We start from the raw sequence: 23,467 nt of genomic DNA on the forward strand, positions 1-23,467 counted from the left end.
TCATGCGGCGCACGTTCACCGGGGCACCGTAACCGGTGTCCGCGTCACAGTACACGGGTATATCAACCGAGCGAGCAACCATTGCCGCGTGCTGAACCACCTCAGTCATCGTCAAAAACCCGACATCAGCCACACCACCAACCCACCAAGCCGAACTGGCACCTCCTACTTCGAACGCAGCGAACCCCGCACGCTCGGCCATCTGAGCATGGATCGGCAAGCAACCAAAAGGCATCAACGTAGCCTCAGGGCTCTCGAAAATCCTGCGAAGCTGAGTAGTCTTCTTCTCGATCATGACCTCGCTGACTTTCCGTTAGATGGTCCCGGCCCGGCAACGGGATAAACCCGAGCAGCCAATGCATCGTGCACTGGTATCAGGGATCCTAGTTTGGGCACATTGGCCATTCTATTCTAACCATTAGCAGCGGCGGCCAAGCGGACTCATGCAGTCGGTTATTGACGCTCATCCCGGGCGTTTAGACGTTCGACAAATCGGGACAATAACGGCTCGTTACGGGGCGTCCGAAGAATCATGTTCAAGATCCGCGTCTGGGTTGTTTCGCGGAATCATTTGGTGTTGCCCGGATGGCGGGCTGGGTTTGGTGCCCTGTTTCGCTTTGGTCGATGTTGGAGTTCGGCGCTGAGGACCTGAACTGACGCCCGATGACAACCGCGGTCAAGGGCTAGTTTTCCCGTCGAGGCCACTTTTTTGCGGCCCGAGGACGGTGCCTGAATAGGTCAGAACGCACATTTCTGGGGGCCTTGTTCCTGAGCGACCGGGTCTCGGACCAGCCGGCGGCAATGTTGGTGATATCCAAGGCGAAGCAGAACTCGCCCCTGCTGTTGCCGCCCTCGTGGCCAATCAGATCGATCTCGACGAACCCGGGCACCGCCTCGTCCTACTCGGCCCAGGTCCGCTTGGGATGGAGTCTTTCAGCAAAGCTCCGGGCTTGGCGTGAGACCGGCCCGGGCCAGGGGACCAAGTTCTGCCCACTCCGGTTTGAGCCGGCGGTCAATGGTCGTCTTGCGTAACCTCTCCCCCGACGCTAAGCCAGCAGCGGCGCGTTCTGGCCGTTCTGAGCGGCATTCTGCCCGCCGTATCCTCTGGGATCTCACTACTGTTTCGCGGGTCCGCGTGTGCAGCCACCATGGCGTCTTGCCTGACGTAACGTGGCCGTCAAGCTCTCCGGTTCCGGTGCCGACAAAAAAGCCGGGTTCTCCGGCATGGCCACCTGCGGATCTACCTGGGCCTGCCCCGTCTGCTCCGCGAAAATTGCGGCAACCCGCGCTCTCGATCTCGCTGCGGCCGATGCGCAGGAACTGCCCCGCCGTGGCGTCATCGATCTGCAGTTCCTTGAACCGGCCCAGGCGTCTGATCAGGTCCGGCAGGGCAGCTGCGAGCAGCCGCGCGCACGGGGTCCCCTGCACCGACCGCAGAACCGCAGTGCCTCGATCACTGGCTTCCCGTAGAGCGGCGACCGCGGCCGGACAGGCATCAACACCATGCCGGCCATAACGCCCTCCGGGCGTGGTCACGGTGCCAGCCCCTCGTCGCGCACAACTCGTCCAAAACCTGCTTCTTCACCGCCTGATCTGAGTGGGCATCCGTGTGGCAATCGCCTTGGTAACAGCCCTGCGTCCACTCATCGACAGCTCCATGGCTCACATTGCCGAGCGGCGGACACCCCCCGCGGCATCCCGCTCGGCGGACACCGTGATGAGGCAGAGGGGACCGTTGACGCCGGTGGAGAAAATCGGCTAGCATCCGTGAATCAGGGCTATCTACTATATCCAATGTAATCATTATTTTCATTGAGTGGCCTTGCAGAGCGGCGGTTGATTGCGGCGAGATTCGCCGCCGACCATGAGGAAAGGTCCTGAACTATGACGTTCAAGCCACCCAGAGACTCCACAACGACAGCGGACGGCACGCATCCACTGGGACCGGGCGCGAAGCGCGGTCACGGGTGGCTCAGCGCCGTCAGCCTGATCGCCGCAGCCGCGATCTTGCTCACCGGCTGCAGTGCGAGCAAGGCGCCCGGGCCGAGCAACTCGGCCGAACTCGAGGCGAATGCACAGATGGATCCGAGCGCGACGTTCGTATGGGCTGGACCCACGCCGCTGGCGCTGGCGGATCCCCACAACACTCCTCAACCCACGGATCTTCAGTTTCTGCGGCTGGCTTATGACACGCTGCTGACGGTAGGCACTGATGGCTCATTCACTCCGCAGCTGGCGGAGAAGTGGGAGTTTACGGGTCCCTCGACACTGACGATGACGGTGCGGCAGGGGGTGGAGTTCTCGGATGGGGAGCCCTTCGACGCGGAAGCGGTGGTGGCGAATATCGAGTCGGCGAAGCAGGCCGGTCCGCAGCAGAAAGCCTCCCTTGCTGCGATCACCTCGGTGGAAGCTCCGGACCCCTCGACAGTCGTCTTTTCGCTGGGCGAGAAGCGCGGCGCCATACTCGGTGAGCTCGCGTCGCTGGCCGGCATGATGATCAGTCCCAAGGCGATCGGGAACGACAACCTCCTCGCCTCAGGTTCCGCCGGGACCGGACCGTACGTGCTCACGTCGGTCTCTCCCGACGCACTGTCCTTCAAGCGGTCGGAGACCTCGTGGGTCAAGGATCAGGCCGGTGCTGCCCTACTGAAGGTGAAGATCGTGCCGGATCAGCAGTCTCGGCTCAACCAGCTCAAGTCTGGCGAGATCGACGCCACGAACACTGACCTAAAGTCATTCACAGCACTGGGCCCCGGCTTTCAGAAGGCTGCCGCGGCGGACTTCGGACAGATTGCCCTGCTGTTCAATCGGGATGGCGTGTTCAAGTCGGGCGATGCTCGTCGGGCCGTCGATCTCGCGATCGATCGGGCGCCGCTCCTGAAAGCGACGTATGGGGAGGGCGAGCCGAATACGCAGCTGTTTCCAAAGAGCCATCCCGCGTTCGTGCCCGAGCTCGAGCACGGCCCGGATGTAGACCAGGCAAAGCAGCTGGCCGCAAGCTCCGGCCTCGCCGGTACGACTGTCCGGATCCTCGTGTACAACGTCTCCACCCAGCTGGCTCTGGCCGAAGCCGTCGCGGGAATAGTGGGGAACATCGGGGCAAAGCCCGAGATCGTCCCTGTTGAGGCCGTCCGTGCCTCGCAGGAATGGTCGGGGAAGACTTACGACCTTCGTATCCAGTACTCCGCCGGGCATCCGGATCCAGGCATGCTCCTCAATTCACTGGTCGGCGAGAGTTCGGCGCTGAACATCAATGGCGCTCCGCCCGCATCGATCGCCGACCCGCTGGCAGAGGCTCTGAACACGCCGCCCTCAGACGAGCGCACTGAAACCCTGAGGGCCCTGGCCAAGGCGATCGCTGAGGACGCCACGGTCCTGTCGCTGATGCACCCGGCGCTTCAGGTTGTCGGGCGGGACAACGTCGTAGGGCTCAGCCCGTACCAAAACGGGTACGCCTACCTCCGAAGTGTCGGATTGGCCGCCAAGTGACAATCACGGGGTTAACCGGATCGGCCACTGGACGACGGAAACTGCTCCCTCGTTACCTTGCAGTGCCGACATCCCAAGGTGCATCGAACGGCCCTCGGCGGTCGCCGACGCGATAGCCGGCCGTATCGATGATCCGCCGCGGAGTCAGTGACCCGGTCAGCAGCACCTTGGACTAGCAAGGGTCAAGTACGTTTTGAAGATGTTGTCGACCCGCGTCGGGCACCGCTCTCACCACGCCATCCGCTGGTGGCTCGACCAGCATGCCTGAGTCGATCCGGCGTGCTGACGCTCAACCACCGGGGTGGCACGCCTCTGCCAGCCGACGAAAGGAAATGTCATGGAGAACTTGCGGGGCCGCACCGCGGTCATCGCTGGGGCCGTAACGGGGATGGGCGGTTAGTGGCATAGACGTTCGCAAGGGAAGATATCAACGTCGCGATAGCGGACATCGATCTTCAAGCGGCCGAGGCTACCCGCAATGAGCTCTTGGCACTCGGGGTGAACGCGATCGCTGTGCAGACCGATATGTCGAAGCTCGAAGCGGTGGCGCCTGTTCCGGGCGTCATGGGATACCGCGTACACAGACTTCCAATGATGATGAACGTCAACTGGTGGGGCGTTCTGCACGGTCACCACGTGTTCGTGCCGCGGATGCGCCAGCAGCCCGGCGTGATCGCCGCGGTGCAGGACCCCAACCGTTTCTCCCGGCTTGTCCTGCTTGCTCCTTCACCCCGCCATACCGATGACCCGTACGACGGCTATGTGGGCGGGCTTTTGCGGGAAGACATCGAGGGCCTGCTGGCATCTCTGGACAGCAACCATCGGCGCCTGGGCCGCGGCCCTGGCGCCGATGGTCATGGGCAACCCGCAGGAGCCGGAATTAGCGGAGGACCTGCGTGCCAGCTTCTGCCGGACAAATCCCGCCATCGCACGCCACTTCGCCGGGGTTACTTTCTTTTCCGACACCCGCCCTGAACTGAAAAAGGTGCGCACCAACTGCCTGATTCTGCAGTGCTTCAAAGATCGGCTTGCCACGCCGGAAGTGGGCGCCTACCTGCACAAGAGCCTGGAACACAGCACCCTGGTGCAGCTTCAGGCCACCGGGCACTGCCCCCACGTCAGCGCACCGGAGGAAACGGCCCGGGCGATTCGGCACTACCTCGACATCCGCTCGTAACAGGCGCAGCTAACGACATAAGGACAGCAGTTAAGAGGCAGAAAAGTACTTTTTCGGCCCGAGCCCAGCGGGGTCCGCTCTACGTGGCCTAGCCGAAGAGGAAGGTATACCGACGCTACACTCGGCTTCATGGAGAAATGTGTATGGTGGAGGGCGCAGCCATGGCAACAGCGCTGAAGAACGGTTCGCCCAAGGTCCCGTTCCATTTTCGGGTGGGCCCCGGCTACGTTGACCTTTGGTCCCACGAATTCACACATTGGGACTCCACGGAAGGCCAGAGGCACACCATGGCTGACCTTGCAGAGTCTTTGCAAAACCTTCTCAAGAAGAGAGATCAGCTCCAGGCGGCCCGGGGCGTTTTTGGACAAGTGAGCGTGTACTACCCCAACGTCCATCCCACCCCGCGGCAGCAAGAAGTCCTCTTCAGCGCTACACACGACTTTTTCCATACCTACTACTCGGCGGTGTCCGCGATGTTATCCGTGATTCGGCGACACACGAACACCTTTGGGGAGGCGCCAACGCACTCCATCAGCAAATTCCTGACTTGGTGGAAGCCGAAAGGCATCTTCATGGACCAGGCGTACCCGTTGCTTGAGAAGGCCCGCGCATTTAGGGCATTTCTTGACCACAAGGAGTCGCATCCGCCCTACACATGGCACACTGTCGACCAGTACGGCCTGACCAAGATCATGCTCGTAGGTGCACCCAACTCTAAGGGAGGCATCCCTGAAGGAACAGCGAAACACCCGAGTGGTTGGGCGCTCATGGCACCCGATGAAGACCTAGTTGTTTCGGCCCTCGCCGTGCAATTGAACGCTTTGATTCCGGAAATCGGGGCAAACGCCGATATCTCCAGGGTCCTGAAGTGCACTTGGGCACCGCAGCCTACACCCGACGACACCGGGCGGGGCTATCCGATTTTCGCGCACCGCGACGCAACCATCAGTGATGTTTACCGGCGCACAGTCAGCACCCAGGTCACGGTAACCCGTGACAGTGCACCCCCGACAGAGTAGCTCTGCGACACCGTACTCATGGGGAGCCAATGTTGGGCATCAGACCTGGGCTGTGCCTGCTGGTGTCGATAAAGAGTTACCCGGCTCCAGTCCACGAGCCGGGCAGCGGCTTCCGGCTGTACGTCCCGTCGCATGGGCACCCTGCGCAGTCGCTAGTTTGTCAGCGATGACGGGGGTCAGACAACGGCCGGCCGAAGCGTGTGCCGTTCTCAGCGTGCTGCGGAAATGCCGGCGCTGACCCGCTCGACAATGAGCTCGGGCTCATACTCGGCAAGGATTGCGAGCATAGACAACAAGGCCGGTCGAGGTCGTCGAGTCGATGCCACCGGAGATGGACCGGACCTGGACACCGCGGCCGAGCAACAGGGCCAACGTTTTCAGCACGTCGGTCAGCGGCAGGCCCAGCCGGTCGAACCGCGACACAACAATGGTGTCATCCGCGACAGCGTACTCGAGGAGCCTTTTCATTCCCGGACGCTCGATCGCCGTCTTGCTACCCCAAGTCATATAGGCGAAGACATCCCGCTTCTACACACCAGCGGTAACCAGCGCGGCCAGCTGCTGCTGCGCGTCCTGGCTTGAAGCACTGATCCGGATGTAACCCAGTTGCCACACGAGGCAACTCTGACTCGAAATCCCCCATTGCACCTACGACGACACGATCCACTGCAAGACACCTTTTACGAGACGTCGAGCACCCGGCCATTCTGCCGACTCACGCGGCCGCCGCTGGACGATGGACGGAGTAGGTAAGGCGCGCCAAGACCACCCCAAGTCTTGCGCCTATTGGACGGGGTCGTTGTACAAATCAGACTGCCTGACCTCAAAGTCATAGCCATACCGCTTCACGATCTTGGTCACGAGAGCCGCGATCCAAGGCTGAGCATCAGGCGCGACGTAGACGCTGCTTATCAGCCGATTCAGGTCCATTGCTACGGGCAATACAATGGGCCCGGACGCATAGTGCGTTGTTCGTGAATTTGTCTTCTCATCGTGGCGGACTTCCCGCTTAGCAGTGGATGTGATAAGGCGGACTTCCCTCTCATGCGCGAAGCTTTTCCTCTTATTCATGAGTGCGTAATAGAGGTTATCTTCCCGTATCAGCTCCGACTTGTAGTCGGCATACTTAACGCGCGCTCCGTAAATTACGTTCTCCGAGCCGAGGCTGGCCTTCAGATCGCCCCAGGTTGTCCTGACGGCGACTCCGCGGCCGTCTCGCTGGTAAATGTCCCACATGGCAGCTGACTCCTCTGGTGACTCGTGCCAGCAATTGATGTGCTCCGTACGTAGCATCTTCTCGCGGCGACTCACAGGAAGGCCGTCGAGGTATGCAAAAGGCCGATACAGCTTGCTGTTGCGCTCGAGGTTGGCCTGGGTGTACGCGCCTTCCCACTTGTCGCGCATCTGGTCCAGCCGAATGAAGGGGATAGCCTCCTCCTCAAGCAGCGAGAGGAATCGAGGGAGATCCACATACCGCCAGAGTATGGAGTCATCATCAGGCACATTGGTGAAGCTTGGATGGGAATCGGTCGCGAACATGTTTTCCACCGTAGCTGACCCATTAGCTCCCTGCACTTCGACGTGAAGTGGGGAATACCGGCCAATTCCTCACTTTGTCCATGAACAAGACTCCTCGGTGCGCGCCGCGTGCCTCTGTGCCGTCGTAGTCCGTGGCAGGGACCAACCCATCGGATGTACACGCACCACCCGCGCACTAGTTCAGCGCTTACGCGGCAAAGGATTCAGGTTGAGTCATCGAGGAACGTCTGAGCTGCGATATGCAGGGGGCGCACTGCGAGCCCAGTGTCCGTTGGCAAAGACACAAAACTTCTTGCAAGGTGTGCCCCACCGAAAAGTCAAGCTTTGTCAACACCAAAAAGATAAAAAGCTCTTGACCTGGGAAAACACTGTGCCCGAGGTGGGACTCGAACCCACACACCTTTCGATACCGCATTTTGAGTGCGGCGCGTCTGCCAATTCCGCCACTCGGGCGCGGATTACACGAAGCAAAAGGGTACGCCCACAGCTGATTGTGAGCAACGCGATCGCTTCACGTACGCGGAATTACTCTACATGCAGATAGGCTGAATTCCAGAATCGCGCCGCCGACGCCGCAACCGACCATGCAGATCAAGTACTGGACCGGGCGCACACCTAAGATAGTGATGTCCCCGCCGTACCTTTCCAAGGAGATCCCGTGACTGAACAGACGGAGTCAAAACCATCGTCCCAGCCGGCGCGCCGCGTCGTTGTGGCCGAGGATGAAACCCTCATCCGCCTCGACATCATCGAAATCCTGCGCGGCGAAGGCTATGACGTCATCGGCGAAGCAGACAACGGCGAGAAGGCCGTCCAGCTGGCCGAGGAACTGAAGCCGGACCTGGTCCTGATGGACGTCAAGATGCCCGTCATGGACGGCATCTCCGCAGCCGAAAAGATCGTCAAGGCCCGCATCGCCCCCGTGGTGCTGCTGACCGCCTTCAGCCAGAAGGAACTCGTGGAGCGCGCCCGCGACGCCGGCGCCATGGCCTACGTGGTGAAGCCCTTCACCCCCGCGGACCTTATCCCCGCCCTGGAAATCGCCCTCTCCAGGCACGAGGAGATCAAGGCACTGGAAAGCGAAGTCTCCGATCTCCAGGAGCAGTTCGCCACCCGCAAGCTCGTGGAGCGCGCCAAGAGCCTGCTCACCACCAAGATGGGCCTCACCGAACCGGAAGCCTTCCGCTGGATCCAGAAGACCTCCATGGACCGCCGCCTGAGCATGCGCGAAGTCGCCGAGACCATCATCAACCAGGTCAACTAACCTCGGCATCCCGGCAGGTAACGCACGACGGCGTCCTGCCGGGTTCCGGCCACCCGGTACCACCCCCAAGCCCAACGAAAAAGGACCCCCGCCAACCGGCGGGGGTCCTTTTCCGTGTCAGAAAGCTTAGGCCTTCTTCTTTCTTTCCGGCCAGGGGCCGAGCTTTTCCTTGTTGCTGGTGACTTCACCGGCGCGCGTGGAGTCAGCGAGGTCGCCTACCTTGTGCACCTTCAGCGAGTTCGTCGAACCGGCCTTTCCGGGAGGCGAACCGGCGGCGATGACCACCAGGTCACCGTCCTCGACGAGTCCCATTTCCTCGAGGCTGCGGTCAACCTGCGCGGTCATGGCGTCGGTGTGGTCCACCATCTGCACCAGCACCGGCTGGATGCCCCAGGTCAGCGCCAACTGGTTCCAGACCTGCTCCACCGGGGTAAACGCGAAGACGGGCTTGATCGGCCGCAGGCGTGACAGGCGGCGTGCGGAGTCACCGGACTGAGTGAACGCACAGATGTACTTGGCGTCCAGCTGATCGGCGATTTCGACGGCGGCACGGGTGATGGCGCCACCGCGGGTCTTGGGCTTGGTGCCCAGCGGGGGGACGCGCTCCAGGCCGTGGACCTCGGTGGATTCGATGATCCGGGCCATGGTCTTGACGGTCTCGATCGGGTATTTGCCCACGCTGGTTTCGCCCGAGAGCATTACGGCGTCGGCACCATCAAGCACAGCGTTGGCGCAGTCGGATGCCTCTGCGCGTGTGGGGCGCGGGTTGTCGATCATGGATTCCAGGACCTGGGTTGCCACGATGACCGGCTTGGCCCAGCGGCGGGCCAGTTCGATGGCGCGCTTCTGCACGATCGGCACTTCCTCCAGCGGAAGCTCCACACCAAGGTCGCCACGGGCCACCATGATGGCGTCGAACGCGTCGATGATCTCGGGCAGCTGCTCCACGGCCTGCGGCTTTTCGATCTTGGCGATGACGGGCACGCGGCGGCCTTCTTCGTCCATGATCTCGTGCACGCGGCGGATGTCGGAGGCGTCGCGCACGAAGGACAGTGCCACCAGGTCCACACCGCGGCGCATGGCCCAGCGGAGGTCGTCCTCATCCTTTTCGCTCAGCGCGGGGACGTTGACAGCCACACCCGGCAGGTTGATGCCCTTGTTGTTGGACACCATGCCGCCCACGGTCACCTCGGCAACAACCTTGACGTCGTCGACTGCCGTGGCACGCAGGGCCACCTTGCCGTCGTCGATCAGCAGCGCATCCCCCACGTTGACGTCCTCGGTGAGGCTCTTCAGCGTGGTGGAGCAGATGTCCTTGGTGCCGGGAACGTCCTCGGTGGTGATGGTGAAGATGTCACCGACGGCGAGGGCGTGCGGGCCGTCAACGAACCGGCCCAGACGGATCTTGGGTCCCTGCAGGTCGGCCATGATGGCCACAGCTTTGCCAAGATCGGCGGCTGCCTTCCGGACGTTTTCGTAGGTGTTGTCATGCACGGAGTAGTCGCCGTGGCTCATGTTCATACGAGCAACGTCAACACCGGCTTCCAGCACCGCGAGGGTGTTTTCATAGCTGGCAATTGCCGGGCCGAACGTAGCCACAATTTTTGCGCGTCTCATATACCTACCCTATTGGTCTCTTGCATTGGTTAAGTTGTCGACGAGGTGAACCCTCGGTGCTGCATCAGAGGACGGCGATGGCACGGTCCGTCGGCGCCACGGGTGCGGGCAGGATGGTGCTGCCCATCAGGTACTTGTCCACGGCTGCGGCGGCGGCGCGTCCTTCGGCGATGGCCCACACAATGAGGGACTGTCCACGTCCAGCGTCACCCGCCACAAAGACGCCCTCTGTGTTGGTCATGTAGTAGCCGTCGCGGGACACGTTGCCGCGGCCGTCGAACTCGGCGTGCACCTGCTCGGTGATGCCCGCAGGCTCCGCGCCGGTGAACCCCAGGGAGAGAAATACCAGGTCAGCGGGGATGATCCGCTCGGTGCCGGCCTTGGGCAGGCGCTTGCCGTCCACGAATTCCGTCTCGGCAACCTTGACGCCGGTAAGCTTGCCGTTTTCGCCCACGAACTCCACGGTGGAGGCGAGGTAGGTCCGCTCGCCGCCTTCCTCGTGCGCGCTGGCAACTTCGAACAAGGTGGGGAACGTCGGCCAGGGCTGGTGGCTGGCACGCTCGGCCGGCGGCTGCTTGCCGATGGCCAGGGTGGTCACCGAAGCAGCACCGTGGCGGTGCGCGGTGCCCAGGCAGTCCGCACCGGTATCGCCGCCGCCCAGGATCACCACGTGCTTGCCCTGCGCGTGGATCTGGTCCTCCACCTGCTCCCCCGCAACAACACGGTTGGCCGGCACCAGGTAATCCATGGCGAAGTGGACGCCGTCGAGGTCCCGGCCCGGAATGGGCAGGTCGCGCGGAACGGTAGCGCCGGTGCAGACCACGACGGCGTCGTAGCGCCTGCGCAGCTGCTCCCAGGTCACATCCGTCCCCACGTTGACACCGGTGCGGAAGCGGGTACCCTCCGACTTCATCTGCTCGATGCGGCGGTCAACCTGCTCTTTTTCCATCTTGAAATCGGGGATGCCGTACCGCAGCAGGCCGCCGATCTTGTCGTCCCGCTCGTACACCGCAACGGTGTGGCCCACGCGGGTCAGCTGCTGCGCCACGGCCAGGCCGGCAGGGCCGGAGCCGACGACGGCAACGGTCTTTCCGGTCAAACGTGCCGGCGGCAGGGGGCTGACCCAGCCGTTGTCCCAGGCCTCGTCGATGATGGAGACTTCCACCTGCTTGATGGTGACGGCGGGCTGGTTGATGCCCAGCACGCAGGATGCCTCGCACGGGGCGGGGCACAGCCGGCCGGTGAACTCAGGGAAGTTGTTCGTGGCGTGGAGCCGCTCGATCGCTTCCTCGCCCTTGTCCCGCCACATGAGGTCATTCCACTCAGGAATGAGGTTGCCCAGCGGGCACCCCTGGTGGCAGAACGGGACGCCGCAGTCCATGCAGCGGCCGGCCTGCGCCTTCAGCGTGCCCTTTTCCTGTGCCTCGTACACTTCCTTCCAGTCCATAATGCGGACGGGCACGGGACGGCGCGGCTGGGTTTCACGCTGACGTACTTTCAAAAATCCGCGTGGATCAGCCACCGGTTACCTCCAGGATTCGAGACCACACTTCTTCGCCGTCGGGGTCCAGGCCCTCTTCAATGGCATCGAGGCGGGTTTGCAGCACGGCCGCGTAGTCCCGCGGCAGCACCTTGGTAATGCGGGCGGCGGTGTCATCGAAGTTTTCGAGGAGGCGTGCCGCCAGCTGGGAGTCAGTTTCTTCAACGTGCTTGACCAGGAGGCCGTGCACGATGTCGCGGTCCTCGGCGTCCAGCTCGCGGAGCTGGAGTTCACCGGACTGTAGGGCGTCCTTGTTGACCTTGGCAGTATCCAGGTCCAGGACGTAGGCGGTGCCGCCGGACATGCCGGCACCGAAGTTTCGGCCCGTGCGGCCAATGATCAGCGTCTGGCCGCCGGTCATGTACTCGCAGCCGTGGTCTCCGATGCCTTCGACGACGGCGGTGGCTCCCGAGTTGCGGACCAGGAAGCGTTCGCCCACCTGGCCGCGCAGGAACATCTCACCGCTGGTGGCGCCGTAGCCGATCACGTTACCGGCGATGACATTGGTTTCAGCCTTGAAGACGTTGGTGCGGTCCGGCCGGACGATGATGCGTCCGCCGGAGAGACCCTTGCCCACGTAGTCGTTCGAGTCGCCGAACAGCCGCAGGGTGATGCCTGCGGGCAGGAAGGCCCCCAGGGACTGGCCGGCGGTGCCGCTCAGGGTGACATCGATGGTGTCCGTGGCCAGGACATCCGTGCCGAACGTCTTGGTGACCACGTGGCCCAGCATGGTGCCCACGGAACGGTCGGTGTTGATCACGTCAACGGCGATCTTCACCGGGCTGCGGTCCGTCAGGGCCTCGGTGGCCATGGTGATGAGCCGCTGGTCGAAGTGCTTGTCCAGCTCGTGGTTCTGCCCGGTCATGTTCCGCAGCGGGGCGTCGTCGTCGAACTCCAGCCCGTGCAGGATGGGATCCAGGTCCAGGCCGTCGGCCTTCCAGTGGTTGATCGCCTCGCGGGCGTCGAGGACCTCGGCATGGCCGATGGCCTCTTCGAGGCTGCGGAAGCCCAGCTCGGCCAGGATCTCGCGGACTTCCTCGGCGAGGAACTCGAAGAAGTTGACCACGAACTCGGGCTTGCCGCTGAAGCGTGCCCGCAGTTCCGGGTTCTGGGTGGCAACGCCCACGGGGCAGGTGTCCAGGTGGCAGACGCGCATCATGATGCAGCCTTCCACCACCAGCGGTGCGGTGGCGAAACCAAACTCTTCGCCGCCGAGCAGCGCGGCGATCACCACATCGCGTCCAGTCTTGAGCTGGCCGTCAACCTGCACCACCACGCGGTCGCGCAGGCCGTTGAGCATCAGCGTCTGCTGGGTCTCGGCCAGGCCGAGCTCCCACGGGACACCGGCGTGCTTGAGCGAGTTCAGCGGCGAGGCGCCGGTTCCGCCGTCGTGGCCGGAAACCAGCACGACGTCGGCCTTCGCCTTGGTCACGCCCGATGCCACGGTGCCGATCCCCACCTCGGAGACGAGCTTGACGTGCACACGGGCCGAGGGGTTGGCGCGCTTCGCATCATAGATGAGCTGCGCGAGGTCCTCGATCGAGTAGATGTCGTGGTGCGGGGGCGGGGAGATGAGTCCGACGCCGGGGGTCGAGTGCCGAGTGCGGGCCACCCAGGGGTAGACCTTCTGCGCCATCAGCTGGCCGCCTTCGCCGGGCTTGGCACCCTGCGCCATCTTGATCTGGATGTCGTCGGCGTTGGTCAGGTAGAGGCTCGTGACACCGAAGCGGCCGGAAGCGATCTGCTTGACGGCGGACCGGCGCTTGGGGTCGAGCAGCCGGTCAACGTCTTCGCCGCCCTCACCGGTGTTGGACTTGCCGCCCAGCTGGTTCATGGCGATGGCCAGCGTCTCGTGAGCCTCCTGGGAGATGGAGCCGTAGCTCATGGCACCCGTGGAGAACCGCTTGACGATGCTGGAGACGGGCTCCACTTCCTCGAGCGGAACCGCGGGGCGCTCATTCTTGAACTTGAGCAGCCCGCGCAGGGTCATCAGGTTCTGGGACTGGTCGTCCACGCCCTTGGTGTAGGCCTTAAAGATGTCATAGCGGCGTTCACGCGTGGCGTGCTGCAGCCGGAAGACCGTCTCCGGGTTGAAGAGGTGCGGCTCGCCGTCGCGGCGCCACTGGTACTCGCCGCCGCCCAGCAGCGGGCGGTGGGGCTGCTCGATGCCGCCCTCCGGGTAGGCCATCTGGTGCCGCGCGGAAACTTCGGCCGCGATGACGTCCAGGCCAACGCCGCCGAGCTGGGAGTGTGTGCCGGCGAAGAATTCGTCCACCAGTTCCTGTCCCAGGCCCAGTGCCTCGAACGTCTGCGCGCCGGTGTAGGACGCCACGGTGGAGATGCCCATCTTGGACATGATCTTCAGGACACCCTTGCCCAGGCCCTTGATGAGGTTGTAGACGCCGTCCTGCGGGGTGACGCCGGTGACGTCGCCGGCAGCGATCAGCTGCTCCACGGATTCCATGGCCAGGTACGGGTTGACGGCGGACGCGCCGTAGCCGATGAGTACGGCCACGTGGTGCGTCTCGCGGACGTCGCCGGCCTCGACCACCAGGGCGGTCTTGGTGCGGTTGGCACTGCGGAGCAGGTGGTGGTGCACGGCGCTGACCAGCAGCAGGGACGGGATGGGCGCCCACTGTGCGTTCGAGTCGCGGTCGGACAGCACGATGTACTGCACGCCGCGGTTGATCGCGCCGGAAACCTGCTCGCAGATTTCGGTGAGCCGGGCGCGGAGCGCGTTCTCGCCGCCTTCGGGCCTGTACAGGCCGCGGACCTTCATGGCCACGCGGTTGCCGTCGGCGTCCTCGATGTTGGCGATCTTGGCGAGCTGGTCGTTGTTGATCACCGGGAACGGCAGCTGCACCTGGGGCTGGCGGACCTGCTTGGTGTCCAGCAGGTTGCCGTTGGGGCCGATGGCACAGGTCAGCGACGTGACGAGTTCTTCACGGATGGCGTCCAGCGGCGGGTTGGTCACCTGGGCGAAGGACTGCACGAAGTAGTCGAAGAGCAGCCGGGGGCGCTTGGACAGCACGGCCACCGGGGTGTCCGAGCCCATGGCACCCAGCGGTTCGGCACCGGTGCGGGCCATCGGGCCGAGCAGGATCTTCAGTTCCTCGGTGGTGTAGCCGAAGGTCCGCTGGCGGATGTTCACGGACGCGGCCGTGTGGACCACGTGCTCGCGCTCGGGAAGTTCGTTGAGGTCGATCAGGTTGTCCTTGACCCACTCCGCCCACGGGTTGGCGGCGGCCACCTCGGCCTTGACCTCTTCGTCGTCGATGATGCGGCCGGCTTCGGTGTCCACCAGGAACATCTTGCCCGGGGACACGCGGCCCTTCTTGACCACCTTGGAGGGCTCGACGTCGATCACGCCCACCTCGGAGGCGAAGACGATCAGGCCGTCCTCGGTGATCCAGAAGCGGCCGGGGCGCAGGCCGTTACGGTCCAGGGTGGCGCCCACGAGGTTGCCGTCCGTGAAGGAAACAGCTGCGGGGCCGTCCCACGGCTCCATCAGCAGGGAGTGGTACTCGTAGAACGCGCGCCGCGCCGGATCCATGGTGGCGTGGTTTTCCCAGGCCTCGGGGATCATCATCATGATCGAATGCGTGATGGGGCGGCCCGAGAGCCAGAGCAGCTCGGCTACCTCATCGAAGGAAGCGGAGTCGGAGGCACCCGGGGTGCAGATGGGGTACAGCTCTTCCGGCGAGTCGCCCAGCAGCGGGTTGGCGAGCTGGGACTGGCGGGCGCGCATCCAGTTCCGGTTGCCCTTGACGGTGTTGATTTCACCGTTGTGGGCGATGGTCCGGAACGGCTGGGCCAGCGGCCAGGACGGGAAGGTGTTGGTGGAGAACCGTGAGTGGACGATCGCCAGCTTGGTCTTGAACCGCTTGTCCGAAAGGTCCGGGTAGAACGGCTCCAGCTGGGCGGTGGTGAGCATGCCCTTGTAGACGATGGTCCGCGAGGACAGCGACGGGAAGTACACACCGAATTTGTTCTGGGCACGCTTGCGGATCCGCCAGGCGCGGGAGTCCAGTTCGTTGCGGTCCAGTTCCTCACCAGTGGCGGATGCCAGGAAGGGCTGGGAGAAGTAGGGCATGCAGGCGCGCGCCATGGCACCGACGAGGTCGGCCACAATGGGCACTTCGCGCCAGCCGAGGACCTTCAGGCCCTCGTCAGCTGCCAGGCCTTCGATGCCGGCCTTCGCGGCGTCGGCTTCGCGCTGCTCGGCGGGAAGGAACGCCGTGCCGGCCACGTACTGGCCGGGTGCGGGAAGTTCGAACTCGGTGACTGCACGGAAGAACTCATCCGGGATCTGCATGAGGAGACCTGCGCCGTCACCGGTGCCTTCATCCGCACCCACGGCACCACGGTGCTCGAGGTTGCGCAGGGCGGTGAGGGCGGCGTCCACGATGTCGTAGCCGGGCTCGCCGCGGAGGGTGGCGATAATCGCAAGACCGCAGGCGTCCTTCTCCTGCTCGGGGTTGTACAACCCGCTGGCCTCCGGCAAGGCCGCGAAGCGCTTGAACGGCGACATGGCAGTCTCAGGCTGATCCGGTTCAGACCAGCTGGGAGTGTGAAGAGTTTGGGTCATGGGAGACGTCCTTCCTCCTGATCGTGCGTATGGAAGGGACACCGTTGGCCCCACTCGTCGGGCGCCGCTCACATGGGCACAACAAAGTGTTACTTACTGGAAATTGTAGGTCAGCCCGGCCTGCTGAACTAACGGTTACGCAGGCCCCTGCCCAGGGCTTCATCTGACAGCAGCTCTATGCTGTCCAGACTGGCCCCATGCCACGACACTGTGGTTTTCGGGAGCTTCGAGCGGTGGCCCTGCTGCCCTTTGGGCCGGCGGTTTACTTGCTGGTGCCGGCCTCCGGTGCGGCTCCTGTGGCTGTACTGCCGGAATGTCCGGCAGCCGTTGCATCCTGTCCCGGCTTGACGCCGGCCGGTGCTGCCGAGGCCTCTTCCGTGGGGACGGAATCGGGCCTGGAACCGCTTTGGTTATCAGGGAGATTATCACGCGATTCACTATCTGAGACAACAGGGTCCGCATCACGGACCGAATCGTCGTGGCCTGTTACGGCTGCTTCATGCTGCTTTTCCGCAGGTTCCCGGCCCGGAAGATAAGGGCTTTCGGCGTCCGCCGGCTTCTTCAGTCCCAGCAGGATGAAGGCCACCAGAGCGGCCAGGAAAACGAAGATGCTCGTCCAGACATTCAGCCGGGTGGTGATGCCGAAGAGGGAGATCTGTTCTGCATCGTCGATGCGCATGGCTTCGATCCAGACCCGGCCCAGCGTGTAGTACATGGCGTAGAGCCAGAACAGCCTGCTGCGGCGGAAGCTGAACTTCCGGTCCAGGGCGAGCAGGATGACGACGCCGGCCAGGTTCCATAGCGATTCGTAGAGGAATGTGGGGTGGAACAGGGTGTCCGCGGCTACTCCCGCCGGGAAGTTGGGGTTGTCGGCGTCAATCTGCAGCCCCCAGGGCAATGTGGTAGGACCGCCGAAGAGTTCCTGGTTGAAGTAGTTGCCCCAACGGCCGACGGCCTGGGCGAGCAGCAGCCCGGGGGCGGCGGCGTCGAGGAAGGCGCTGAGCTTGACGCCGCTGCGGCGGCAGCCGATCCACGCACCCACCACGCCAAGGACCACGGCGCCCCAGATGCCCAGGCCGCCGCGCTGGATCTGCGGGATCAGGGAGAGGTCGCCGGTGCCGTCAAAGCCGGGGCCGAAGTAGGCGTCCGGCGACGACACCACGTGGTAGAGCCGGCCGCCGATGATGCCGAACGGGATGGCCCAAACCACGATGTCCCAGACGCTGCCTTCGGGCGCGCCGCGCTTGGCCCAGCGGACCGACGTGAGCCACAGGCCCACCACGATGCCGGCCAGGATGCATAGGGCGTAGGCGTGGATGCGCAGCGTTCCCCAGGGCAGGGGAATATCGAACCCGGACCAGTCCGGGCTGGGAATACTGGCGGGCACCAAGGCCGCCGCCTGAAGGAGCGTCTGCATGGATTAGGCTTCTTCCCCGGTCAGGCCAGTTTCCCTGGCCAGTCCCGTGCTGAGGTCCTTGGTGAGGGCGGCGACGGCGTCCACGCCGCCGTCGCGGATTGCGGCCACGAGTGCGGTGCCCACGATCACGCCTTCGGCATAGGCCGCAATCTCGCGGACCTGTTCGGCATTGGAGACGCCCAGCCCAACACACACACGCTCGGCACCGGCGGCATGCGCTGCGGCCACCACGTCCTTGGCAGCAGTGCTGACGGAGGTCCGGGCGCCGGTGACACCCATGATGGACACGGCGTAGACGAAGCCGCGGCTGGCGTCCACGGTGCGCTGCATGCGCTCCGTGGTGGAGGATGGCGCCACCAGGAACACCCGGTCCAGGCCGTACTTGTCCGAGGCTTCCATCCACTCCGCTGCTTCGTCGGGGATGAGGTCGGGGGTGATGAGTCCGGCGCCGCCTGCTTCGGCCAGGCGCCGGGAGAACTCGTCCACGCCCATCCGGATCACGGGGTTCCAGTAGGTCATCACCAGGACGGCGGCGTCGGTTTTGCTGGTGATGCCGGCCACCACGTCAAAGACCTGGCGGACGTGGAAGCCTTTGGCCAGGGCCTCGGTGGTGGCGGCCTGGATGACCTGGCCGTCCATGACAGGGTCCGAGTACGGGATGCCGATTTCGATCAGGTCGGCCCCGTTCTCGGCCAGGGCGATGCCCGCGGCGATGGTCTCCTCCACGCTGGGGTAGCCGGCGGGAAGGTAGCCGATGAGGGCGGCGCGGCCTTCGGCGCGTGCCTTGTCGATGGCCGCGGCCGACTTGCTGGTGGTCTGTGCAGTGCTCACAGCTGCTCCCCCTCTTTGCCGATCTCGGACTCGGCGGAATTCTTGTCCAACAGATCGAACCATTCGGCGGCGGTGGCAACATCCTTGTCCCCACGGCCCGAAAGGTTGACGATCACGATCTTGTCCTGTGCGGTGCCGCCGGCATCAGCGGCTTCGGCAGCGAGGCGCTGGCCCACCTTGATGGCGCCCGCCAGCGCGTGCGAGGACTCGATGGCGGGGATGATGCCTTCGGTGCGGCACAGGAGGCGGAAGGCCTCCATGGCCTCGGCGTCGGTAATGGGTTCGTAGCTGACCCGGCCAATGTCCGACAGGTAGGAGTGTTCGGGACCGACGCCGGGGTAGTCGAGGCCCGCGGAGATGGAGTGGGACTCGATGGTCTGGCCGTCGTCATCCTGCATGAGGTACGAGCGGGCGCCGTGCAGGACGCCCGGCTTGCCCAGCGTGATGGTGGCCGCGTGGCGGCCCGTTTCCACGCCGTCGCCGCCTGCTTCGAAGCCGTAGATCTTCACGGACGGATCGTCGAGGAAGCCGTGGAAGATGCCGATGGCGTTGGAGCCGCCGCCGATGCAGGCGCAGACGGCGTCCGGGAGCCGGCCTTCCTGGTCCAGGATCTGGGCGCGTGCTTCCTCCCCGATCACCTCGTGGAAGTAGCGGACCATCGCCGGGAACGGGTGGGCCCCGGCGGCAGTGCCCAGGAGGTAGTGGGTGTTGTCCACGTTGGCCACCCAGTCGCGCAAGGCCTCGTTGATGGCGTCCTTGAGGGTCTGCGAGCCGCTGGTCACGGGGATGACGGTGGCGCCCAGGAGCTCCATCCGGGCAACGTTCAGCGCCTGGCGGCGGCAGTCCTCGGCGCCCATGTACACCACGCACTCCAGGCCCATCAGGGCCGCGGCGGTGGCGCTGGCCACGCCGTGCTGGCCCGCGCCGGTCTCGGCAATGACCCGCGTCTTGCCCATGCGCTTGGCGAGCAGCGCCTGGCCCAGGACGTTGTTGATCTTGTGGGAACCGGTGTGGTTCAGGTCCTCACGCTTGAGGAAGACCCGGACTCCCCCGGCGTGCTGGGAAAAGCGCTTGGCTTCGGTCAGCAGCGAGGGACGGCCGGAGTAGTTCTTGTTCAGGTCAGCGACCTGGGCCCGGAACTCCGGATCGTCCTTGGCCTTGTCGAACGTCTCTTCGAGCTCGTCCAGGGCGGCGATGAGCGACTCAGGCATCCAGCGCCCCCCGTAGTTGCCGAAGTACGGCCCCGGGGCGTGTTTCAGGGAGCCGCCCTGCAGGAATGCTTCCGCGGCCTTGTTGTCAGCGTTTCCTGAGGGTGCGTCGGCCATCAGTCCCGTCCTGTTCGAAGTTGATCGTTCGGTAAGTTGTGGTGTTCCCGCTGGTGGGCCGGAACAAAACCGCGGGCGGCAGGCAGCCCCTGCCCACGCTGCCGCGGCCAGGGGCGCTGCGTCAGCGCCGGGCGGCGATGGCGGCGGCGCCTGCCGCAGTAAACTCGGCAATCCGCTCGCGCGGGGTCGAGTGGCTCACCAGGGCCTCCCCCACCAGGATTGCGTTGGCGCCGCTGGCGGCGTAGTGCGTCACGTCATCCACGCCGCGGACACCTGATTCGGCAACCACGAGGGCCTCCGCCGGAATCAGGCCCGCCAGGGACGCGAAAACGGAACGGTCGACGTCGAGCGTCTTCAGGTTGCGCACGTTCACTCCGATGATGCGCGCCTGGGCTGCGACCGCCCGCTCGATTTCCTCTTCGGTGTGCGTTTCCACGAGAACGTTCATGCCCAGTTCCCGGCTCAATGCCGAGAACTCGTTCAACTGCGCGTCGGAGAGCGCCGCCACGATCAGCAGGATGAGGTCCGCGCCGTGGGCCCGGGCCTCCCAGATCTGGTACTCGTCGAGGGTGAAGTCCTTGCGCAGCAAGGGCACGTCCACCGCCGCGCGCACGGCGTCGAGGTCCGCCAGGGACCCGTTGAAGCGGCGCTGTTCGGTGAGGACGCTGATGACGGAGGCACCGCCGTCGGCATACTGCCGCGCAAGTGACGCAGGGTCGCCAATGGCTGCGAGGTCGCCTTTGGAAGGGCTGCGCCGCTTGATTTCCGCGATGACTTTGAGCTGGTCACGTGACTGGGAGGGACCACCGAGGGCAGCCCAGGGGTCACGGGCCGGTGCTGCGGCCTGGGCCAGGTCCTTCAGTTCAGCCAGGGAAACAAGGCGTTTCCGGGCGTCCATATCCTCCCTGACACCGGCGTTGATGTCATCGAGAACAGTTGCCATCAGTGGCCGGAGTTCTTCAGCTTGCTGCCTTCGACGCCGTAGCCTGCCTTGCGCATGATGTAGCCGAGGATAAGGCCGACGACCATCACGGCGATACCGGCGATGAAGATGGGGGTGCTGGCGATAACGAAGGCGATTGATGCGATGAGGGCGCCTACCAGCATCACAATGACGCAGGTCCAGGCCGCGGGGCTGTTGCCGTGGCCGAGTTCCTGGCTGTGGTCAATGGCGCCGGGGGCAACCGTGCGGGTGCCTGACTTGGAAACGGATGCAGGTGCTTTGCTCATGGAAAATCTCCTCAGGGTGGATACTGCTTACATTCTGCCATTTTTTGGCTGCCCGCCGCGTATTGTGCCGCCGGGCTGGGCGGGCCGGGGCAGCCCGTGGCCTGTTTATGTGGGATCGTCGCCGCGGGAGAGCCGGTCCCAGCTGTCGATCTCGTCAACCGGTCCTGACGCGGCCGCGGTTCCGCTGATGGTGGGCGCGTCATATTTGGTCCGGGATTTCCAGTACCGGCTGGCCGGAATGATGAGCAGCGCGGCCAGCGCCAGCAGGCAGCCTGCCACGACGGCGAGGACCGGGAAAGCCGCGACGGCCACTTGAGCCTCGCTGCCGGTGACACCGGTGGCTGCGGCGATGGCACCCTGGGCTGCCGCCAGCGGGTCAGCCAGGACGGTGGCGGCAGCGGCGATAATCCCGGCCGAGGCCAGGAGGATGATGGCGGTGATGATCCACCGGGCGATCCTGCCTGCGATCGCGTCTGCCAGCCCGCCGGCGAGGGCCACGAGGGCCAGCGCGGTGACGGCAGTGGCAGCCTTGCTGCCCTGTACCTCCAGTGCCGTCTGGGCGGTACCGGACTGGCCCACCTGGTCCGGGTCCAGCGTGACGGTCAGCCACGTCTGGGTGGTGGTGCCGAAGACTGCCAGCGCCAGGACGGCTACCAGCAGCACCAGCGTGGACTTGCGGGCCCAGGCGGGTGTGGCACGCTTCGTTGCTGTCCCGGGCTGTTCCGCTGCCGGTTCGGCGTTCCGGGGGACACCAGGCATCAGGAGTCCGTCCCGCCGGATACAGCGCCTTCAGATTCCGCGGAAAGGGAGTCTGCAGTGATGTTCTGCAGGGAACTTGCCGTGTGCACGGCGCGCAACGGGGCGGCGGCCTTGTTCACGGTTTCGAGGGCCTCGGTGGGGTTCACGGAGTCGGCCACGATGCCGCCGCCTGCCTGGACATAGGCCCGGCCTTCGCGCAGCAGTGCGGAGCGGATGGCGATGGCCATGTCCATGTCGCCCGCGAAGTCGAGGTAGCCCACCACTCCCCCGTAGATGCCCCGGCGGTGCGGTTCGAGCTCATCGAGGAGCCGCAGGGCGCGGGGTTTCGGTGCGCCGGAGAGTGTGCCTGCCGGGAAGGTGGCCTTCAGCACGTCGTAGGCCTTGGCCTGTGGCGAGAGCTGGCCCACCACGGTGGAAACCAGGTGCATGATGTGGCTGAAGCGCTCCACCTCCATGAACTGCGTGACATCCACGGTTCCCGCGACACACACCTTGGAAAGGTCGTTGCGGGACAGGTCCACCAGCATCAGGTGTTCGGCGCGTTCCTTCTGGTCCGCGAGCAGTTCCTCGGCGAGGGCCTTGTCCGCTTCCACCGTCTTGCCGCGCGGCCGGGAACCGGCGATGGGGTGGGTGATGACCTCTTCACCGGTCACGGTGACCAGTGCCTCAGGCGAGGACCCGACGATCGAGTATTCCCGGCCATCGGCGTCCTCGAGGCTGAAGATGTACATGTACGGGCTGGGGTTGGTGTTGCGCAGGACCCGGTAGACGTCCAGGGCTGAAGCCTTGCACTCCATTTCGAAGCGGCGGGAAATCACCACCTGGAACACTTCGCCGTCGACGATTGCTTCCTTGCCGCGGTCAAGGGCTGCCAGGTACTCGGCCTCGTCCCAGCGTTCCTGCACGCTGGCGGCAAAGTCCAGCGCGGCAGGGGCCAGCACTGACACGGGCTGGGCAACGGGAGTGCTGACTTGGGTGAGGAGCGCCTTGACCCGGGCAACGGCGTCGTGCCATGCGTCGTCCACGCGTTCGGAACTGTCATCGAAGTTGATGGCGTTGGCGATCAGCAGCACGGTGCCGTCCACGTTGTCGTGGACCGCCATGTCCGTGACGAGGTTCAGCGCCATCTCCGGCAGCTGCAGGTCGTCCTCGGGCGGACTGACCAGACGTTCCCAGTGGCGCACTGTTTCCCAGCCGAGGAAACCCACCAGGCCGGAGGTGAACGGCGGCAGGCCCTCAAACCGGTCAGTGCGCAGTGCTTCGATGGTGTCGCGGACGGCGTCCACCGGGCTCCCGCCCACCGGGACTCCCACTGGCGGCTCTCCCAGCCAGTGGGCTTTACCATCCTTGGTGGTCAGGGTGGCCCGGGACCGGGCGCCGATGAACGAGTAGCGGGACCATGCCCCGCCCACGGCTGCAGACTCCATCAGGAATGTTCCGGGCTGCCCCTGGGCGAGCTTGCGGTACAAGCCGATGGGCGTTTCAGCGTCGGCGAGTACTTTGAGCCGGACGGGGATGACGCGGCTGTGGCCGGCCAGTTCCCGGAACTCCTCGAGGCTTGGGCTGATGGTTCCAAGGTCCTGCATGGCTATGCTGTTCCGCCTGTTCTCGTCGGGGCCGGTTCTGGTTCTGGTGGGCCGGCGCTTCATGGGCCTGCGCCGGTACCTGTTGC

At 64.5% G+C, this 23,467-nt stretch carries 18 protein-coding genes, 1 tRNA gene and 1 pseudogene; 6 read left to right on the forward strand and 14 right to left on the reverse strand.

Features of this window, described 5'->3' with window-relative positions:
• Window positions 1-295 (reverse strand): isocitrate lyase/phosphoenolpyruvate mutase family protein (locus QRN11_RS10135; protein WP_285250870.1); only part of this gene is annotated, 295 nt, incomplete at its 3' end.
• Window positions 296-1,170: 875 nt separating this feature from the next.
• Here QRN11_RS10135 and QRN11_RS10140 point away from each other — a divergent pair.
• The 5 genes from QRN11_RS10140 to QRN11_RS10160 all read left to right on the forward strand — a co-directional run bounded on the left by QRN11_RS10140 (window position 1,171) and on the right by QRN11_RS10160 (window position 5,685).
• Window positions 1,171-1,470 (forward strand): hypothetical protein, encoded by a 300-nt coding sequence (locus QRN11_RS10140; protein WP_285250871.1) that lies wholly within the window; start codon window positions 1,171-1,173, stop codon window positions 1,468-1,470.
• A gap of 414 nt (window positions 1,471-1,884) precedes the next feature.
• The gene (locus QRN11_RS10145; protein WP_285250872.1) at window positions 1,885-3,489 is read left to right on the forward strand and encodes an ABC transporter substrate-binding protein; all 1,605 of its coding nucleotides are present in this window, start codon (window positions 1,885-1,887) and stop codon (window positions 3,487-3,489) included.
• A 498-nt stretch (window positions 3,490-3,987) separates the two neighbouring features.
• Window positions 3,988-4,464 carry a hypothetical protein gene (locus tag QRN11_RS10150; RefSeq protein WP_285250873.1) on the forward strand — a complete coding sequence of 159 codons (477 nt, stop codon included), beginning with the start codon at window positions 3,988-3,990 and terminating at the stop codon, window positions 4,462-4,464.
• Complete coding sequence (locus tag QRN11_RS22505) at window positions 4,346-4,666, forward strand: alpha/beta fold hydrolase (protein WP_350223978.1); 321 nt, start codon at window positions 4,346-4,348, stop codon at window positions 4,664-4,666. The genes QRN11_RS10150 and QRN11_RS22505 overlap by 119 nt, the downstream gene beginning before the upstream one ends.
• A gap of 143 nt (window positions 4,667-4,809) precedes the next feature.
• Window positions 4,810-5,685 carry a hypothetical protein gene (locus tag QRN11_RS10160; RefSeq protein WP_285250875.1) on the forward strand — a complete coding sequence of 292 codons (876 nt, stop codon included), beginning with the start codon at window positions 4,810-4,812 and terminating at the stop codon, window positions 5,683-5,685.
• A gap of 53 nt (window positions 5,686-5,738) precedes the next feature.
• Here the strand turns inward: QRN11_RS10160 and QRN11_RS10165 are convergent.
• The 3 genes and pseudogenes from QRN11_RS10165 to QRN11_RS10175 form a co-directional block, all read right to left on the reverse strand.
• Window positions 5,739-6,300: pseudogene (locus QRN11_RS10165) on the reverse strand (recombinase family protein); the annotation flags it as partial.
• A gap of 168 nt (window positions 6,301-6,468) precedes the next feature.
• Window positions 6,469-7,224, reverse strand: a complete 756-nt coding sequence (locus tag QRN11_RS10170; RefSeq protein WP_285250876.1) for a DUF2971 domain-containing protein — start codon at window positions 7,222-7,224, stop codon at window positions 6,469-6,471.
• Window positions 7,225-7,595: 371 nt separating this feature from the next.
• Window positions 7,596-7,677 (reverse strand) — tRNA-Leu (locus tag QRN11_RS10175).
• Between the two features lie 205 nt (window positions 7,678-7,882).
• On the opposite strand from QRN11_RS10175, the gene QRN11_RS10180 reads away from it, so the two are divergent.
• The gene (locus tag QRN11_RS10180; RefSeq protein WP_120691251.1) at window positions 7,883-8,488 is read left to right on the forward strand and encodes an ANTAR domain-containing response regulator; all 606 of its coding nucleotides are present in this window, start codon (window positions 7,883-7,885) and stop codon (window positions 8,486-8,488) included.
• A gap of 126 nt (window positions 8,489-8,614) precedes the next feature.
• Here QRN11_RS10180 and pyk read toward each other — a convergent pair whose 3' ends face one another.
• The 10 genes from pyk to QRN11_RS10230 form a co-directional block, all read right to left on the reverse strand.
• Window positions 8,615-10,105: a pyruvate kinase gene (gene pyk / locus QRN11_RS10185; protein WP_285250877.1), complete on the reverse strand. Its 1,491-nt coding sequence runs from the start codon at window positions 10,103-10,105 to the stop codon at window positions 8,615-8,617.
• A 64-nt stretch (window positions 10,106-10,169) separates the two neighbouring features.
• On the reverse strand, window positions 10,170-11,627 hold the full coding sequence (locus QRN11_RS10190; RefSeq protein WP_285250878.1) for a glutamate synthase subunit beta: 1,458 nt from the start codon (window positions 11,625-11,627) through the stop codon (window positions 10,170-10,172).
• Window positions 11,620-16,233: a glutamate synthase large subunit gene (gene gltB / locus QRN11_RS10195; RefSeq protein WP_285250879.1), complete on the reverse strand. Its 4,614-nt coding sequence runs from the start codon at window positions 16,231-16,233 to the stop codon at window positions 11,620-11,622. The genes QRN11_RS10190 and gltB overlap by 8 nt, the downstream gene beginning before the upstream one ends.
• A 262-nt stretch (window positions 16,234-16,495) precedes the next feature.
• The gene (gene lgt / locus QRN11_RS10200) at window positions 16,496-17,650 is read right to left on the reverse strand and encodes a prolipoprotein diacylglyceryl transferase (protein WP_285250880.1); all 1,155 of its coding nucleotides are present in this window, start codon (window positions 17,648-17,650) and stop codon (window positions 16,496-16,498) included.
• A gap of 3 nt (window positions 17,651-17,653) precedes the next feature.
• Window positions 17,654-18,481, reverse strand: coding sequence for a tryptophan synthase subunit alpha (trpA, locus tag QRN11_RS10205; protein WP_285250881.1), 828 nt, complete (start codon window positions 18,479-18,481; stop codon window positions 17,654-17,656).
• Window positions 18,478-19,806 carry a tryptophan synthase subunit beta gene (gene trpB / locus QRN11_RS10210; protein WP_285250882.1) on the reverse strand — a complete coding sequence of 443 codons (1,329 nt, stop codon included), beginning with the start codon at window positions 19,804-19,806 and terminating at the stop codon, window positions 18,478-18,480. Before trpB ends, trpA begins: the two co-directional genes overlap by 4 nt.
• A 121-nt stretch (window positions 19,807-19,927) precedes the next feature.
• Window positions 19,928-20,749 (reverse strand): indole-3-glycerol phosphate synthase TrpC, encoded by an 822-nt coding sequence (gene trpC, locus QRN11_RS10215; protein ID WP_285250883.1) that lies wholly within the window; start codon window positions 20,747-20,749, stop codon window positions 19,928-19,930.
• Window positions 20,749-21,036 carry an HGxxPAAW family protein gene (locus QRN11_RS10220; protein ID WP_142061300.1) on the reverse strand — a complete coding sequence of 96 codons (288 nt, stop codon included), beginning with the start codon at window positions 21,034-21,036 and terminating at the stop codon, window positions 20,749-20,751. Before QRN11_RS10220 ends, trpC begins: the two co-directional genes overlap by 1 nt.
• A 105-nt stretch (window positions 21,037-21,141) precedes the next feature.
• On the reverse strand, window positions 21,142-21,795 hold the full coding sequence (locus QRN11_RS10225; protein ID WP_285250884.1) for a Trp biosynthesis-associated membrane protein: 654 nt from the start codon (window positions 21,793-21,795) through the stop codon (window positions 21,142-21,144).
• On the reverse strand, window positions 21,795-23,381 hold the full coding sequence (locus QRN11_RS10230) for an anthranilate synthase component I (protein ID WP_285250885.1): 1,587 nt from the start codon (window positions 23,379-23,381) through the stop codon (window positions 21,795-21,797). The genes QRN11_RS10225 and QRN11_RS10230 overlap by 1 nt, the downstream gene beginning before the upstream one ends.
• Between the last annotated feature and the right edge of the window lie 86 nt (window positions 23,382-23,467).

Origin of the sequence: Pseudarthrobacter sp. fls2-241-R2A-168 (assembly GCF_030209335.1) — a bacterium.
Taxonomy (GTDB): domain Bacteria; phylum Actinomycetota; class Actinomycetes; order Actinomycetales; family Micrococcaceae; genus Arthrobacter.